This is a genomic window from Cellvibrio sp. GW822-FHT04B05 (assembly GCF_058800985.1).
In genome coordinates this window covers 722,827-740,189 of sequence record NZ_JBXAMU010000001.1, presented here as the reverse complement: position 1 = coordinate 740,189, position 17,363 = coordinate 722,827, and the positions used below count along the sequence as shown (strand labels likewise).

The 17,363-nt window shown below is 48.3% G+C and carries 12 protein-coding genes; 5 read left to right on the top strand and 7 right to left on the bottom strand.

From position 1 onward, the window contains the following. Positions 1-5: 5 nt before the first annotated feature. Both AC1RJL_RS02985 and corA read right to left on the bottom strand, forming a co-directional pair. Positions 6-1,097: a diguanylate cyclase gene (locus AC1RJL_RS02985; protein ID WP_492911265.1), complete on the bottom strand. Its 1,092-nt coding sequence runs from the start codon at positions 1,095-1,097 to the stop codon at positions 6-8. A gap of 165 nt (positions 1,098-1,262) precedes the next feature. After that, the gene (gene corA, locus AC1RJL_RS02980; protein WP_492911264.1) at positions 1,263-2,219 is read right to left on the bottom strand and encodes a magnesium/cobalt transporter CorA; all 957 of its coding nucleotides are present in this window, start codon (positions 2,217-2,219) and stop codon (positions 1,263-1,265) included. Positions 2,220-2,406: 187 nt separating this feature from the next. Between corA and AC1RJL_RS02975 the strand changes: the two genes are divergently transcribed. Then, on the top strand, positions 2,407-2,721 hold the full coding sequence (locus tag AC1RJL_RS02975) for a hypothetical protein (protein ID WP_492911263.1): 315 nt from the start codon (positions 2,407-2,409) through the stop codon (positions 2,719-2,721). An 89-nt stretch (positions 2,722-2,810) separates the two neighbouring features. Here AC1RJL_RS02975 and grxD read toward each other — a convergent pair whose 3' ends face one another. After that, positions 2,811-3,128 (bottom strand): Grx4 family monothiol glutaredoxin, encoded by a 318-nt coding sequence (grxD, locus tag AC1RJL_RS02970; RefSeq protein WP_492911262.1) that lies wholly within the window; start codon positions 3,126-3,128, stop codon positions 2,811-2,813. A gap of 240 nt (positions 3,129-3,368) precedes the next feature. Between grxD and AC1RJL_RS02965 the strand changes: the two genes are divergently transcribed. Both AC1RJL_RS02965 and AC1RJL_RS02960 read left to right on the top strand, forming a co-directional pair. After that, positions 3,369-4,901 (top strand): ATP-binding protein, encoded by a 1,533-nt coding sequence (locus tag AC1RJL_RS02965; RefSeq protein ID WP_492911261.1) that lies wholly within the window; start codon positions 3,369-3,371, stop codon positions 4,899-4,901. Beyond that, positions 4,898-5,560 carry a response regulator gene (locus tag AC1RJL_RS02960; protein ID WP_492911260.1) on the top strand — a complete coding sequence of 221 codons (663 nt, stop codon included), beginning with the start codon at positions 4,898-4,900 and terminating at the stop codon, positions 5,558-5,560. Before AC1RJL_RS02965 ends, AC1RJL_RS02960 begins: the two co-directional genes overlap by 4 nt. A 299-nt stretch (positions 5,561-5,859) precedes the next feature. Here the strand turns inward: AC1RJL_RS02960 and AC1RJL_RS02955 are convergent, their stop codons facing one another. From AC1RJL_RS02955 to AC1RJL_RS02940, 4 genes are all read right to left on the bottom strand, one after another. Then, positions 5,860-7,458 carry a methyl-accepting chemotaxis protein gene (locus AC1RJL_RS02955; RefSeq protein ID WP_492911259.1) on the bottom strand — a complete coding sequence of 533 codons (1,599 nt, stop codon included), beginning with the start codon at positions 7,456-7,458 and terminating at the stop codon, positions 5,860-5,862. A gap of 33 nt (positions 7,459-7,491) precedes the next feature. After that, positions 7,492-8,592 carry a carbohydrate porin gene (locus tag AC1RJL_RS02950; RefSeq protein ID WP_492911258.1) on the bottom strand — a complete coding sequence of 367 codons (1,101 nt, stop codon included), beginning with the start codon at positions 8,590-8,592 and terminating at the stop codon, positions 7,492-7,494. Positions 8,593-8,768: 176 nt separating this feature from the next. Then, positions 8,769-11,177 (bottom strand): ATP-dependent helicase HrpB, encoded by a 2,409-nt coding sequence (gene hrpB, locus AC1RJL_RS02945; protein WP_492911257.1) that lies wholly within the window; start codon positions 11,175-11,177, stop codon positions 8,769-8,771. Between the two features lie 31 nt (positions 11,178-11,208). Then, positions 11,209-13,236, bottom strand: coding sequence for a TonB-dependent receptor family protein (locus AC1RJL_RS02940; protein WP_492911762.1), 2,028 nt, complete (start codon positions 13,234-13,236; stop codon positions 11,209-11,211). Between the two features lie 226 nt (positions 13,237-13,462). On the opposite strand from AC1RJL_RS02940, the gene AC1RJL_RS02935 reads away from it, so the two are divergent. Continuing rightward, a complete protein-coding gene (locus tag AC1RJL_RS02935; protein WP_492911256.1) occupies positions 13,463-15,907 on the top strand; it encodes a response regulator in 2,445 nt (814 codons plus the stop codon). 245 nt (positions 15,908-16,152) lie between these two features. Then, positions 16,153-17,316, top strand: a complete 1,164-nt coding sequence (locus AC1RJL_RS02930) for an aspartate aminotransferase family protein (protein ID WP_492911255.1) — start codon at positions 16,153-16,155, stop codon at positions 17,314-17,316. Positions 17,317-17,363 lie beyond the last annotated feature (47 nt).

The following is a 17,363-nucleotide window of genomic DNA, read 5'->3' as shown; positions in this document are numbered from 1 at the left end:
ACCGTTTAAGCGGGCTCAGCAACCTTCTTGTTACTGTTCACACCATGAACCACGGTCGCATTGCGACCACAACGCTTGGCCTCGTAGAGCGCATTGTCAGCAGCGCGAAACCACCCGGCGTAGTCGGTGAAGCCATCCTGCCAGGTCGCCACCCCTAAACTGATCGTGCAATATAATGCCAACTGGTGGTCGTGATCCTGCTCACAGAAGCAAGCCTGAGCGATTATATGGCGCAAGCGCTCCGCCGTCGCTGCTGCCGCTTCGCTATCGGTATTGGGCAGCACCAGCGCAAACTCCTCGCCACCATATCGCCCCAGCAATTCGGTTTCGCGCAAATTCGCCTGCAATTGGCGGGAGATCTGCTGCAATACCTGATCACCCACACTGTGGCCATAAGTATCATTAATGGATTTAAAGTGATCCACATCCAGCAACACCATCGACAATGGTTGCGGATGGCGACGCACCTGAGCGATTAAATCATTTACCCGACTTTCCCAATAATGGCGATTGAACAGTCCGGTCAGACCATCGATACGGCTCAATCGCTGGAGCAGTTCTTTCTGTTTATGTAACTGCATGGCGAGACGATAAGTGATGGAGCCAATTGCCAAAGGATAAGCAACCAGCATAGGCAAACAGGCGTAGATTACCCAGTCACTCATCTCCAACCTGGGGTGAAAGCCGATCAGCAACAGCCCCACTACCAAGCCAATCAAACTGGTGCCGACACTTCGAATAAAGAGCTTCCAACCACCGGCGGCGATATTGTCCATCCACATCATCATAATGACCATGCAACTGGCGAGCGGGCTAAAGCTCATGGCGACCACCCAAAAGCCGCCGGTGGCACTATCGATCAGCAAGTGGCGATGTTCGGCCTGGAATGGAGTCTTGCTACGAATTGCGATCAGGTAGGCGATATGCGGCCAGATAAAGCCATTGAGCATCAAAAGCACCCAGTATCCCCAATGCTCCTGATGCGCATAGAGCACCGCACCTACTGCCATCGCCCCCATGCCCATACCCAGGGTACGCGCGGGATAGACGCGTTTAACAAAACTAATGCCGCGTCGGGAATCTTTATTGTTACTCAATTACTGCTGCCTGCCCAAGAGAGCGACGATTTAGACGCTCTAATGCTAGATTATTTTGGCGCCAAATAAAGCTTTTTCCGGCACTTTTTTCATCTTTCTCACCAAAATAAAAAAGTCGTCCGGATTATCCGGACGACTTTTTTGTAATTCGCTATTTACGGCAGCTTAAAGCCAGTCTTTGCGCTTGAAATACCAGTAAGGAAGAATTGCTGATAGCAGCATCAGTAATACCGCGACCGCAAAACCGTATTTCCAGTGACTGTGCGGGATAAACTCAAAGTTCATCCCGTAGGCGCTGGCAACCACGGTTGGGGGCAGGAATACCATGGCAGCGATGGAGAAAATCTTGATGATCTGGTTTTGTTCGATATTGATAAAACCCTGGGTCGAGTCCATCAGGAAGTTGATTTTGTCGAACAAAAAGGCAGTGTGCGACATCAGGGTATCCACGTCGCGCTTGATCTCGCGCGCGGTTTCCTGCAACTCAAAGGATTCGCGCAGATGGCGCTGCAGGAAGGAAATCGAGCGCTGGGTATCCATCAGACACAGGCGAATCTTACCGTTACTGTCTTCCAGCTTGGCAAGTTGGTCGATGGCATCTTCCAATTCCGCGTCCGCGTCCTCCAACACCATATGACTGACTTCTTCCAGTTTGCGATGAATATCTTCAAGGGCATCAGCGAGGTTTTCCACCTTCTGCTCAAACATGGTCACCAGCAAATCCTGGGATGAGGCCACTTGTACCTGACCGGCGCGTGCGCGCATACGCAGCAGGCGGAAGTCAGCGAGGTCGCCATCGCGCACGGTAATTAAACGTTTTTCTTGCAGGATGAACGCTACAGTCGCCGTGCTGTGACGACCAGACTCACCCGGTGCAAGGAATAATGAGTGAACATGAATCCCGACATTATCCTGGAAATAGCGCGCCGAAAACTCGATCTCCTCTACATCATCGGACTCGGGCAATTCGGCGCGCAGGAAGGTGTTGAGTTCTTCACGTTCCTCCTCGCTCGGTTCATTGGCATCAATCCAGAGCGCATTGCCCAGCGCCAAACGGGTATTTTCATCCGGCTGTTTGTCTTCACGCAGGGTGTTACCTTGAACTTTAAACATTCTCAACATCGGTGTTTATCTCCTGAAGCTTCAAGGTTTACGGTGGTTCTGACTGATTTGCGGCTTTATAGCATAGGCCAAATAAACTTAACCTATTTTATTAAGTTTTCACGGTAAATTGCTCATCGGAAAGCACCAAAAGGACAAACAGGAGTGTTTCTGCTAAGGTTAGCCAGCCCCATTACGAGCCTTCATTATGCAAATTCGCCAGGTATCCGCCGCGCTGGATCACAAACTTGCACAGTTGGATCAACAATTAAAAAAACTCGAACACGAACGCACCCAGACAAGCAACAGCGAACAAAATACCCAAATCGATCAGGATATCCTGGCGCTCCGGAAGATCCGCGCCAAATTGATAAAGTCCAAAGATATCGCCTGGCGCGCCCATCAGTTACAAAATGCGGGGGATGAGCAACAGCGTGCCCGTCAGCGTTTGATTGGCTTATCGCTCTGTGCAATCAGTGTAGTAGGCGCGGGGATTTTATTACTGCTGGTGTTAAATGGTTAAGGATATTAAGTAATTAACGATGCTGAGCCATCAGGAGACTGAATTACCAGCGGTGCCGATTCCGTGCAGGTAATCGGCACCCACAGGAATTAGCCGGCTACGGCTGCGTCAATCAAAGGCTTTAACTCACCCTTTTCATTCATCTCAGTAATGATATCGCAACCGCCAATCAGCTCACCTTTAACCCACAGCTGGGGAAAAGTTGGCCAGTTGGCAAATTTAGGCAGCTCGGCGCGAATGTCCGGATTGGTCAAAATATCAACATAGGCAAAACGCTGACCGCATGCCATCAGCGCTTGCGATGCGCGCATGGAAAAACCACATTGCGGTGCACTGGGTGAACCTTTCATGTACAGGATCACATCGTTTTCGCTGATTTGTTGTTTAATTGTATCTAACACGTCCATCTTAACTACCTCGATATTCAATAGGGAATCTTCATAAGTCACCAGGGACTAAATGGGGTCAATCTGGATAAGGTCAATGGAATAAGGCCATGCATATCCGAGTATTTTGCTCAAGTATTGCCATTTTACCCCAGCGCGCACCTTCAGGCCAATCGCGCGCGATTGCCAAAAGATAGTTTTTGCATATTCTGTTACCAGTTAGTCCGTATTCATCCTATTGCTTAAGGGTTATTCAAGACTGTGAAGTTTAATCTGCGTATTCAAGTATTTTTAGCATTTGCCTGTTTTGCTGTACTGCTGACCGGTGGATTATTTTTATATTCGCGCCTGAGTTTTGAGCGCGGATTCAACCACTACATGGAGCAAAAAGAAGCAGCGCGAAATGCCCGGCTTATCTCTGCGTTGGAGCGGCATTTCACCTTCAATGGCAACTGGGATGCGTTTAAAATCAATCAACATTATTGGGAGTTGTTTGTGTGGCAGTACAGCGCCAACATGCGTCAACGCGGTGAGCGCCCAATCCCCTTTCCTTTTCCGCCCGAACTGGATACATCCAGTAATGACGATGACGATAACCACGATCGCAACCCTATTTTGATCCGCAAAAATACCCAGGATTCACGCCGGGACGACAATCGCTTGCCTTCACAACCTGATGATTTTTTACGCCACCAGCCCTACAAGCGTTTTATTTTGCTTAACTATAAAGAAAAAGTAATCAGCGGGAAAAAGTGGCGCAACGAAGTCTACTTTTACAGCGACCTTTATATCAATGTGGATGGCAAACAAAAATTGGTTGGCTATTTGGGGACACCCATGAATCCCGCCCTGCGCGATTTACGCGATAATGAATTCGCCAAGCGCCAACAAAATCATTTTTTATTAATGGCAATGGTTGCCCTTGCCATCGCATTGGCCTGCGCCATTCCAATGTCTTATTTATTAACGCAACGGGTTAAAAAACTGGCGCAGCACGTACAACTGTTGAGCAAAGGTGACTATCAACAGCGATTGTCGACCAAAGGGCAAGATGAAATCTCAACACTTGCCGAACACCTCAATCATTTGGCACACATACTTAACCAAACTGAAGAGGCGCGCAAACGTTGGGTAGCCGATATTTCCCACGAGCTGCGCACACCACTTGCAGTACTTAAAGCTGACTTGGAAGCACTTGAAGATGGCGTAAGAAAATTTGATGCCAAAGCAATTGCGCGCTTGCAAAAACATGCAGCGCGCCTCGCCAGTTTAGTAAATGATTTGTACCAGCTATCACTAACCGATATAGGTGCTATGAGTTACCGCAAACAAGATTGCGATATCGCAGAATTACTCGGGGAATTAAGCGTTTCGCTGCAAGATAAGCTCAACCAGACCGGACTGGAGCTGGATATACAATTACCATCTACACCGACAATCCTGTTTGCGGACGCGGAGCGGTTACACCAATTATTTTTAAACTTGTTTAATAACAGCATTAATTACACAGAGGCACCCGGAAAAATCCATGCACATCTGTCTGCGGATGAACAACAGGCCGTTTTTGTGATCGAAGATTCAGCACCGGGAGTTGATCCAGCACTGCATGAAAAACTATTTGAACGGTTGTATCGCGCCGAATCATCGCGCAGCCGCGAAACCGGCGGCGCGGGTTTAGGATTAAGCATTTGCCGCAATATCGTCGATGCCCATGATGGACGCATCACCATTGAAAATAGCGAATTGGGTGGCCTGAAAATTTCCGTTTATTTACCACTACAGGAATCTGTATGAATATTTTAATTGTTGAAGATGAAGTCGATCTCGGTGAAATTTTGCAAGACTATCTTATCAGTGAAAACTTCACCGTGACCTTAGTCAGCGATGGCGACGTAGCACTGCAAAAAATCCTGACCGAAAAATGGGATTTGGTATTACTCGATTTAATGCTGCCCAAGCGCGATGGATTAAGTATTTGCCAGGAAGTACGCAAGACCTCACAAGTACCTATTATTATGACCACGGCCAAGGTTGAAGAAATTGATCGCCTGATCGGTTTGGAACTGGGGGCTGACGATTATATTTGCAAACCGTTTAGTCCACGCGAAGTAGTCGCCCGCGTAAAAGCAGTGCTGCGCCGCAGCAATAAAAGTGATGAGCAAGGTGAAGAAGGTTTACGTCTGGATAAAGATCGGCAATACGCCTGCGTGGGTGATCAGTGTGTTGAATTAACCAGCATCGAATTTCGTATTCTGGAAACATTGCTGCTCAATAAACAGCGGGTAATATCGCGCGATCTTTTATTAAAAAATGCTTATACAGACCACCGTGTAGTGAGCGACAGAACTATGGATTCGCACATCACAAAATTACGCAAAAAATTACACCCCATTTGTCATGAGGATATCATCCACTCGGTTTACGGCGTGGGCTATCGGCTGCAAATTTCCTGATCAAAATTCGCTTCGCAACGCCAGGGAAGGCTTTTAATAAAAACGCGAAAATTCCGTAAAACCACCCTCGTTTTTACTTTTCGATGCTCATTTTTACGCTAAAAACCGACTTGCATAATCTTTCCATAGTTCTTGCTGAATCCTTTCACAATCCCCCCAGGCATTGATTTTCCATACATTTGAACCAGCTGACCACAACCATACGGAGAGAATGTTATGTCCAATCCATTATTAATAACAATCGCTGTCGTATACCGCACATTTTGTGTGTATTTGGCCTGATGGGCGCAATGGGAATTTTAGGTACGAAACCCGCCTAACAGTTCATCCAACTTGGCAATTTCGCGCTCCAAATGCTCATGCGAACGGCTGACTTGTTCACCTGCTTCGTGGTTGCGGCGCGCCTGATGCAAAATCGCATTCATACTGCCAGTAATTTGTTGCATGGAATGCTTCTCCTCTTCCGATGCTCGCTCGATTTGTGAATTCATTTGCTGGATCTGATCCACCGCACTCACTATGTTGGAAAAAGCTTGGGACGTATTGGCAATACGCTCCTTAATCACCAATGCTTTTTGCTGCGCGCCCCCCATAACTTCCACTGCCTTACTCGAACCGGTAGTGAGATTAGTGATAATCGTTTCAATCGCCTTGGTGGATTCCTGGGTGCGCGAAGCAAGGCTGCGTACTTCGTCCGCGACTACCGCAAAACCACGGCCACTCTCACCTGCACGTGCAGCCTCAATTGCCGCATTCAAGGCCAGTAAATTGGTTTGCTCGGCAATACTGCGAATCACTTCCAACATTGCGCCAATATTGCGACTATCGGCAACCAAAACTGAAATCACTTGCGATGCGTTATTAACTTCCTGCACCACTTCATCAACACCTTGTTGCGCAGAAGCAACCACGCTATTCCCAGCGCTTGTTGTTGCTGCAGCCTCAACCGAAACCTGATTTGCACGCACTGCTGCATCGACTACTTTATCCAATGTGCTCGATATTTTTTCAACCGCATTGGCGACTTGGGAAATTTCTTTAAACTGTGCATCCACACCTTTTGCAGTTTGGGTAATAGATTGGGTAATTTGCACACTGGCAGCGGTGAGCGATTGATTACTGCCCTGCGCCTGACCAATCAGCACCTGCAATTTTTCTACAAACCGATTAAATGCCTGTGCCAGACGCCCAACTTCTGTGTCCTGATGCGCATTAGGTAAGCGCGCCGTCAAATCACCGGAACCTGATGCCAATTCATGTAAATTTTCAGTCACGCGCGATATAGGTTGCACGATCACTTTATTGGCAAAAACATAAATAACACTCGCCATAACAATGCTGACAAGAAACGCCGCAAATAATTTTACTGAAGCTGAATGTTGCAATTGTTCTACATTGCCGGTCTCGCTTTCCACTTTTCCATCAGCCTCTTCTTCCATTTGCCCAATAAAACCCAGCAACTCATCCAACTGGTTATTGAGCTGTGTATATTCAGCCTCTGCCGGTGTGGCAGCTTGTAATTTATTAATCAGTGCTGTACGTGTCGTGTGATAATTATTTAAAAGATGATCCAATTTGGCTACCGTTGCCTGCTCCATTAGACCGGACTTTTTCATCCGTCCCAATGCTTCATTTTCCATGGTAATTGCATTGTTTAATATTGACTGCAATTCCGTCATAGGTTTTTCATTGTAATACAGTTTCTGCAATACAATAATTTGCGCTTCCAAGCCAATCTGCCCTTCCATTGCGCCGTCAGCCGCATTCCATGCCGGGCCGGAAATGTAGTCAAGCAATCCCCCCAACTTTTGGCTCGCACTAAAACCAACAAATGTATTGACTCCAATCAAGGCGACAAAACCGATAATGACCAACACGACCGATTGCTTAATATTCATTGCTACCTCGCAGGTTGTTCCCTGAAAATTTTGTTAAAATTCAATGTAAACGCGCGCGCCCAAGGCAACAGCATCGTCAAGGGTCCGATCCATCGATGGATTTTGGATGTAATACAAACTTGCTTGCACATTGAGATGCTCAACTAGCGGAGCAAAATAAGTAAATTCCCATGCTGTTTCTGCGCGGCGTGATTCACTATTTTTTGCAAGGTAGGGATCACCATTGCGCGCCTGTGCAACTGCCAGGCCTAATCCATCACCCGCTAACCAAAAATTGGCAAAGGTGATACCAGTACCACCGTAATACTCCAGTTGGTTAAGCTCATCATCGGCCTTTCCCAGTTGAATAAAAACAGCGGCAACATCATTGATATTTTTTTCAGCAATAAAGTAGATCCCGGTATTGTCATCTATCAATGTACCATCGACGGGGTTTTCCACCTCGGCCGTTTGCTGCCATGCTCCCAGCGCTACCTTGTCATTACTTGCATTTGCCCAACCCCATTCAACTGCACTGAATAAACCGTCGCCGCTATTAAACTGGATATGTGTGCCGCGTGAATTATGCGGGTCGCCGGGAATACCATCGTAGATTGCAACCAATAAATATTGATTATCGCCACGAAAAGTAAAATGCAAAGCGGCAGACGTGGTAGAAAAAATTGATGGGCCGACTTGCGAAGTATCGGGACCAATTCCAAATGAGGGATGGGTAAATAAACCGGTCGATTCGAGTGAGTAGAAAGTGGAGTTGTAATCATGCAAACCAAACAAAACGCTTAGACTCTCATCCAAAAAATGGTGCTGATACCAAAACTCATAAATTTTTAACGCTTCATATGTCGCAATGTTGGAAACTCCCTGAATATCGCCGATGTAGTCGGACGGATTTTTTCCGGCATTGCCCAACACATAAATAAACCATTCCCCACCACTCCACCAATCGGCAGCTTCGGTATCGATGGCCAATATCAGATCAACATTGGCCAATTCACGCGAGCCCTCTTTTACTCCGCCAGCAAGATTAGTAACAGACTCTAACGTTAAAGCCGTCGCCCATTCGTAAGGTGTTGCTGCCTGACTGGACATAGCATTCAGGAAAGTGAGTAAGGCGAAACTGATCAGTTTTTTCATAGTCAACAATCCCTATGCCATTATCAACAGGGTTGTATTGATAAAAAAATCACCATAACAGGGTAAGGCTGACTTGCAGTATAGACAGGGATTAGGCGCGCCAATGACTATCGCGCAAAAACAATATTGTTATCGTTGAATAGAATTAAAACTAATCGTTTAGATTGAAAAAAGGATTAATGCTGTTGCTGTTGGATGGCCAATTTTCTTTTGGTGAGCACGGTGGCTTCATGCTCCAACGGGTTTTCCGGCCAGGGATGACGGGGATAACGGCCACGCATTTCTTTGCGCACTTCAGGGTAACCCTGCTGCCAGAAAGTTTCTAAATTATTGGTAATAGCAAGCGGACTTCCATTAGGCGAAAGCAAATGGATTTTTAACGGGATTCTCCCTTTGGCCAGCTGCAATTGCTCGCAACCAAAAAATTCTTGCAGCTTGGCGGAGATTTGCGCGCTGCCATCACTGGCAAAATCGACCGTGACACGGCGGCCGCTGGGTAACTCAATCTTTTCCGGTAACAGCTGCGTAATTTTCTGACAGTTTTCAAAACCCAAATAAAATTCCAGCGCTTCCTGTAATGGCAAATGATCCAGGCGTGTTGCGTCGCTTAGGAATGGCATTAACCAGTGTTGTAAGTTATCGGTAAGTGACTGCGTATCCAACGCCGGTAGTTCGCATAAATTGAACGCAACTACCAAACGTGCACGTTCTAATAATGTGCGCGCTTTGTCACTCCAGCTTAAATGCTCCAATCCTTTTGCCACAACCAGTGTGCGAATATGGTCCAATAATTTTTGTGCAACATCACCAGCGGGAACAGTCCGCCAATCCTCATTAATAACTACACCGCCCATCGACCAACTAATATGCTCTTGCCAGCGCTGCTGTTTAAAAACCAAAGCAGATTGCTGTACGCTGAGTTGCCGCTGTTGCGCTGGCGTTAATTGCAAGGCGATACCAATACCGCTGTGACTTTTCGGTTTGGTATTAATTAGCGGGAATACAGCCCAGCAAGCATCGAGATTACCTTGAGCGTCGATACTCATCCCGGAATTCAAACGATAGCGCCCCGAATCCTGGCGAAAACCAATGCGGTCACTGAATGCTTGCGCCAGCAAAACAGATTCTAATGATGTATTATTTTTTTGCAGAGACAACACACCCAGCCAGCGTTTTTGCTGTTGCTGCCACTGGCGATTGCGCGCTAACTCGCGCGCAGCATCTTCCAATAAAGCAGCGAGATCATACTCCGCCGATAATTCAAAATGCAGTGCGAGCGCAAGCAATAGTGATGATTCACTGATGGTTTGTTTGTGGAGCAATAAAAACGCTGCAATACGGGGATGCGTACCCAACGCGCTCACCGATTTTCCTGCTGCAGTCACTTGCCCGTTTTCATCCAATAATTGCATCTTTTGCAATTGCTGCACGGCAAACTCCAATGCAAGTTTATTCGGCGTTTCCAACCATGGTAGCGAATTTGCCGGACTGCCCCAATGTGCGATACGCAACGCCAGTGGTAAATAATCGGTCGCGCGGATTTCAGGTAAATCGGCAGCGGCAAGTGGTTGGTCCTGCGACCATAGGCGAATACAGTGTCCCGCTTGTACACGCCCCGCACGACCACGTCGTTGCTCCGCACTCGCCATACTGATGCGCGTTGTACGCAATCGTGTGATACCAGTACGCTGTTCATAATCCACCCGGCGCGCCAAACCGGAATCGATTACCAAAGTCACATCGGCGATCGTCAATGATGTCTCGGCAATATTGGTTGCGAGAATTAATCGTGGACCTTGTATTGGATTCAGTGCAGCGGCTTGCTCGCTTGATGCTACACGGCTGTGTAAGCGGAATATTTTCTGGCGCGGAAATTTCTGGGTAATCAGCCCCGCGCAATTTTCTATCTCGCGCCAACCGGGTAAAAATACCAATACTGTTGCTGTTTGCCAGTGCGGATATGCAAGCAATGCGCGCAGCAATTGCTCCTCTATTTTTTCCGCATAGCTATTGGGAATTTGTTTGGCAGGTTGATATTGGACGCTCACCGGAAAGCAGCGCCCCGGAGCAAACAGGCGATTGGTAATTTGCTGCTGCAATGCAGGATCGGGCGTTGCACTCATCAACACTAATTGCAAATCATCGCGCAGGATTTGTACTTCTTGTAAAAATGCCCAGGCCATATCCTGGTTGACTGCGCGCTCGTGAATTTCATCCAGTATCACACAGGCAACACCATCGAGAGTGGGATTCTGCAATAAATGCTGCAACAAAATGCCGGGAGTCATTAGCACCAAATGTGTATCAGCACTCATGCGTGAATCATAAGGCACTTGATAGCCGACTTGCTGCCCCGGATGTTCTCCTAACAATTGTGCAAGCCGCTGCGCCAATGCCTGCGCTGCCAATATGCGTGGTTGCACTAACCAAACTTGACGCTCCTTAGGTGCCTGTGCCAATACCCACAGCGGTGCGAGCGTTGATTTACCAGCGCCAGGTTCCGCCTCAAGTAACAGCGGCGTGTTGGATAATGCAGCAATGAACTCATCATGGAGCGCACTTAATGGCAAATCAGGCAGCAGCATAAAAATCCAAATAAAATAGGGTAAAAATCAATTAACGGAATTGCTGGGTTAATTTAATACCCGCAGAAAAATTTCGCCCTAACGCTGATTCGAATGCCCGACCATTAGTTTGATTTACAACGACTGAACCCACATAATTTTCATCGGTAATATTAGCAAGCTTTAACCACCAATCGAATTGCACAGACTTAATAGGGAAATGCCCTTGCGCACTCATATCAACCGTATTAAACGCCGGTGCATAAACCTGATTGTTGTCGGCAATAAAAATCCGTGATCGCTGCTGTGCATTAATTCCCAGCTGCAAGATATCGATAGCAAACGGCAACCACTGAACTCCCAGTTGATATTGGTCGCGCGCCACACCGGGCAGATGCTTGTCGTCCCATTGACCCGCAGAGTAAATAGCATCAAGTGACTGTACGCTTAATTGCATACGCCATTTTGAATTAACAACATAGCGGCCAAATAATTCGATACCTTTGCGCTCTGTTGCAGCGGCGTTGCGAAAACTGGTGCGTCCATTGATAGACTGATCTACAACGATTTCGTTATCGGTATCGATATAAAATTGCGTCAGTATAAGTTCGCGATTTGTATCCGGTCGATAGCCCACACCCCACTGATGCTGGCGATTAATTGCAGCTTCCAATTCTGTGTTTAAACCGGTTGTGCCGGTTTTATAAGCCATTTCAGTAAGCGTCGGTGTTTCATATCCTCGCCCGCTGCTGGCAAATATTTCCCATGCAGCTGCCAACTGATAATTCGCACCGATTGCAAAAGCCTCTTCCCGATAATTACGCGCACCGGAATCGTCGGGATTACCAGAAGAGTTATTGCCTGGAGGTACAACAAAATAATCTTCCACATCGACATCCATATCCGTGTGACGCACGCCGGTATAGAGCGTTAATTTTTCGGTGGGATAAATTTGGATTAATGAATATACATCGCGACTCTCCACCTCACCGGTTTCATCGCGACGCAAATCCCCGGCAACGCCAAAATCATTTACGTAACCGTGACGCCGATCCTCCATTTGCGCAAATTCGGCACCGAGACTGAATTCAACCGGTAGTGAAAATAAATCAAAGCTGTGCGTGAGCGTTCCGCTGATACCGGAGAAATCCCGCGCTAAATCCACCACTCCACCGCTATTGGAAATTGCATCGCCCGCAAAACCCAAATATTGGGTGATAGCACGCTCGCCCTGCCAGAGCGCAGTTTGCCAGCGGGTTGCACCAACGCTATCGCGCAGGCTAATGGACGTTTGTTGATGCTCAATTGTTTTGCGCGTGTTGTAAGTTTCTGCCGCCGGATTTAATTGCCATGGGTCATTGCGCCACTGCTCCGGTGTTAACCCCAAGGGATCTTGCAAGAGTGGATCATTGCTGTAGTCGTGTTTGACAATCAGCTCGATATCATTCGGCATAGTGTAAAAAAATTGCACTCCCGCCTGTTGCCGTTCAGCACTGGAATGTGGACGTTCGCCATCAATATCGGTATCGGCAAATTGTGCGCGTAATGCAACATTATTGTTACGCCATTCGCCATTCAATGTTTGTCGAGTAAGGCCAGGATCTCCACCGATAAAACCCGCGCTCAATTGACTCACTTCCGGTGCTGCACTTTGCAATGCAATAACTCCACCTGCACCATTGCCGTAAAGCGCTGCAATCGGGCCACGCAATACTTGTGCGCTGGCGATGTTATCGAGCATCGCGCTGGCAAGTTGTCCTTGCCCATCAGGCGTCGACATAGGAATGCCATCAATTTGCAGATCAATTCCGCGCACACCAAACGCAGAACGGGCGCCAAATCCACGCATGCTGATGCGCGTGTCCTGCGCGTAGTTGGTGCGTGAATCCACCTGCACACCGGGAATAATTTGCAATAATTCAGCTGGATCGAGCCGCGCACCCACTGCAAAATCATCTGTCGTTTTTATCACCAGTTGCCGCCCAAGTTCACTGCCCGCAGTGCGCTCACCCGAAATGATCAAGGTTTCCAGCAGTTCCGGCTTTACCTGGGCCTGTGCGTATGATTTATTCAACGGCATCACACACAGTGATCCCGCCACCAATAAGTGAAGAGGGGTTCGCAAAAAATTCATAAGCATCCAAAATAAGTAGTCAGCGCGTATCTTACCGCGAGGGAATGCAACTATCTTGCTAAAAATGCGACAAAGTCTCAGTAAGTAAAACGATTTTTTACATCGATCAGCAGCGGCACTGCTATTTAGTGAACAGCTCCTATACTGAAGATGTAATCATCAGGATGATTTTATGCAACAAGAATTTCGCAACCAGCTTGAACGCCTGCGCCAACAATTTGCCGCAAGCCTACCGGAGCGGGCACGTCGCCTTGAAGAAATCTGGAGCCACCTGCGCCACCTGAATTGGAACGAGCAAGGTATCACCACATTGCAGCAATTTGCACATAAGCATGTTGAAGCAGGCACCAGTTTCGGCTTTCCCGAATTACGCCAGGCGGCGCAAAAATTAGATAACTTTATTAAAGACCTCACGGAATTGGGCCGTAGTTTTGGCGGGCAGGAATATGCCCAACTGGAAGACCACATCACGCAGCTCAGCACAGTGATGATACAAACGGCAACGGGTACAGCGCGCCAGGATCCACTCCCCATCACAACGAATACAGCGAGCCATCCTGAAGCGCGAGGCAAAACTATTTTCCTGATAGACCCGGATCGCGTATTGGCCGCTCTCTGCACTGCCTATTTGCGTAAGGCGGGCTTTATGGTGGAGTATTTTGATAATCCGCAATCCTGCATGCAGCGCTTGTATCTGGATTCGCCAGCGGCAATCTTGATGGACCCGGATTTCGAGCGATCCGGCCTAAAGGCCTTGGGGAACCTGCATCAAATTAAAGCATTATTGACCAGTGCAGTACCGATTATCCTGATGTCCGGCCGCACTGACGTGAATGCTAAACTGCGCGCCTTGCGTGCTGGCAGTAGCGACTATTTGGTAAAGCCGCTCGACTTCAATTTTTTGGTCGAAAAGCTGGTGAATACCATCACCCAGCACACCAAAACCCAACGGGTAATGATTGTCGACGACGATCCGAACATGACCAACCTGCAGGCCGAGGTGTTGCGCTACGCCGGTATGGAAGTATTGAGTGTCAATCAACCGCTACATAGCTTGCAGCGCGCCGCCAAATTCAAACCGGATCTGGTGATTCTGGATATGCATATGCCTGATATTAACGGCATGGAGCTGGCCGTTTTGCTGCGCCAGGATCCGGAATTCTTATTGCTCCCGATTATTTTTGTCACCGCCGACACCGACGCCAATCTGCACAAGAGTATCAAAGCGCTCGGCATAAATGCCTTGCTCACCAAACCTTTTGAAGTGACCGAGTTGATCAGCGTCTGCGAACAGGCACTTGCCGATACATCGGCGTTGAAAAACCGGGTGGCACGGGTCACACGCCACACCCAGCAGCCGCAACAGATCAACCGCAGCTACTTTTTTACCGCCCTGGAAGATGAGCTGCAAACTAACAGTTTGGGCAATCAGGCGAGCGCACTTTACTACTTCAGTATCGAAAACCTGGAGGAGCTGAATAAACAGTATGGGATGATTGAACTGATTGATCTGCATGACCAATTTTGCCGCCGCTTGAACGAAACAGTAGGCAGCGATGAGCAATGGATGGATTTATCTACCATGGTTGCCTGCGTTTTGGCGGGTAAACGTAGCCCGGAGTTCCATCGCCAGCGCAGTGAACAATTTACCAAACACCTCAGCGCCCAATTCTACAATATAAAAGGTAGATCGCTCTCCTTGCGGGTCAAGGTGGGGCTTGCGCCGTTAAGCTCAGCGCTTGGAACCGCCAATAATGCACTCCTGCAGGCAGAGCAAGCATTTGAAGCCGGTATCGGTGGTACACCAATACCCACCACCCCGGTCGCAACTCCGCCCGAAAAAGAGGTACCCGTATTTTCCAATATTGTGTTTAGCCGCGATCTCAGCCTCGCCTTCCAGCCCATTATCAGCCTGGAGGAAGCGCAAATTGAGCATTTCCTGGTACTTACCCGCTTGCGCAATGAAGACGGCCAACTCATTCCGGCGGGACAATTCCTCAACCGCCTGACCCAACCGGGCAAGCGCCTGGAGCTGGATCGCTGGGTGCTACAACAAGCCGTAAGTGCGATTGCTGATAATAGTGCGACGCGGGAACAAGCCACTTTATTTATCCACCTTGCGGAGGAGACATTACAACAAAATGCGTTCTTTTCATTCGCCGCCAATGTATTGCGCTCATCGCGCCTGCGTGGTGATGGCCGACTGGTTTTCGTATTAGAGGAAAATTGGATAATCAATCACTTTCATCAGGCGAGGGAAATTATCAAAGCACTACGAGATATCCGCTGTGGTATTTGTGTGTCTCGTGCGGGAGAAAATGATCAGATATTGACAGTACTAAATGACTTGCCAATCAACTTTGTACGCCTGTCACCCAAACTAACCGGCGAGGGAACCAATCCAACACTAATGGAGCAGGTAATTACCCTGGCCACCGAAAAAGAAATGAAAGTCATAGCCACCCAAATCGAAAACTCGCGCAATTTGTCCAGTCTATGGATGCAAGGAGTGCGTTTATTCGAAGGCTTCTTTATCCAGCCGCCCGACACCAGTTTCCATCTGCAAAACGATATTATTTTTGCGAAGGAATTTGTGCAGGGAGGCTTCAACCTGTAGCAAATCGACCGCTTTCGGCGCAAATTTGCCAATAATCGCAATAACTTATATATTTACCGTCTGTTTTTTGCCGCGCACAGGCTGGTTTCCGGCAATGTAGCATCGGCAGCAAGTGCTGATGTAGCGAAAAATTCCCCTGATCAATCATTCGCTGGCCTGTCACTGACGGGCTTTGGCGGATTTGTTTTTTCACGCAAAACCTATTGTTATTGTTGACGCCCCGGCGTTGTTTTTTGGAGAACCCCATGTCTACACTCATGAATACTTACGGCACCAGAACCCTGACCCTCACCAAGGGCGAAGGCAGTCGAGTATGGGATGACAGCGGTAAATCCTATCTGGATGCAATCAGCGGTATTGCCGTATGCGGGCTTGGTTACTCCCACCCTGCTCTGGTTAAGGCTATATCTGAACAGGCTGCAACCTTATTGCACGTCTCCAATTTGTACAACATCCCCCAACAACAACGCTTGGCGGATCTGCTGATCCAGGAATCGGGGATGGATAAAGTGTTCTTTTCCAATTCCGGGGCCGAAGCCAACGAAGCAGCGATCAAAATCGCACGTAAATATGGCAATGATAAAGGTGTGAAGAATCCCGCTGTCATCGTCATGGCCAATAGTTTCCACGGGCGGACCCTGGCTACGCTCAGCGCTACCGGCAACACCAAGGTGCAGATCGGCTTTGAACCGTTAGTGGAAGGATTTATCCGGGTGCCATATAACGATGTGGCCGCTGTCACATCAGCTATCGCCGAACATAGGAATGTCGTCGCCATCCTGGTTGAGCCTGTGCAAGGCGAAGGTGGTGTGCGGGTTCCCGCTGCCGATTACCTGAACCAACTGCGCGCCCTTGCCGACCAACATGAATTGTTGTTGATGCTGGATGAAATCCAGACCGGCAACGGCCGCACCGGTACTTTCTTCGCCTATCAACACAATAACCTGTTACCCGATGTCGTCACTACGGCGAAAGGCCTGGGCAATGGCATGCCAATAGGCGCCTGCCTTGCACGCGGCAAAGCGGCAGATGTTCTGCAACCGGGCAATCACGGCACTACCTTTGGCGGCAACCCGCTCGCTTGCAGCGCCGGCATTGCAGTGATCGAGACCTTGCAATCTTCCAATCTGCTTGCGCGGGTAAAAATGTTGGGCGATAAGCTTTTGGCTGATTTCAAAGCCGCACTGGCAGGCAACGCCAAGGTGATCGATATCCGCGGTAAGGGTTTGATGATTGGTATCGAACTCAATGCCGCCTGCCCTGAGCTGGTTCAAAAAGGGCGCGACCTGGGCATTTTGATCAACGTCACTGCCGTAAATACTGTTCGTTTGCTGCCGACTTTTATCCTCACCGATGCAGAAGCCGATGAGCTGGTAAGCAAAGTTGTACAACTGATTAACGAGTTTTAACCAATTATCTAATGAGTTTTAAATAAGCGCGTGCATAAGGCGCGCGC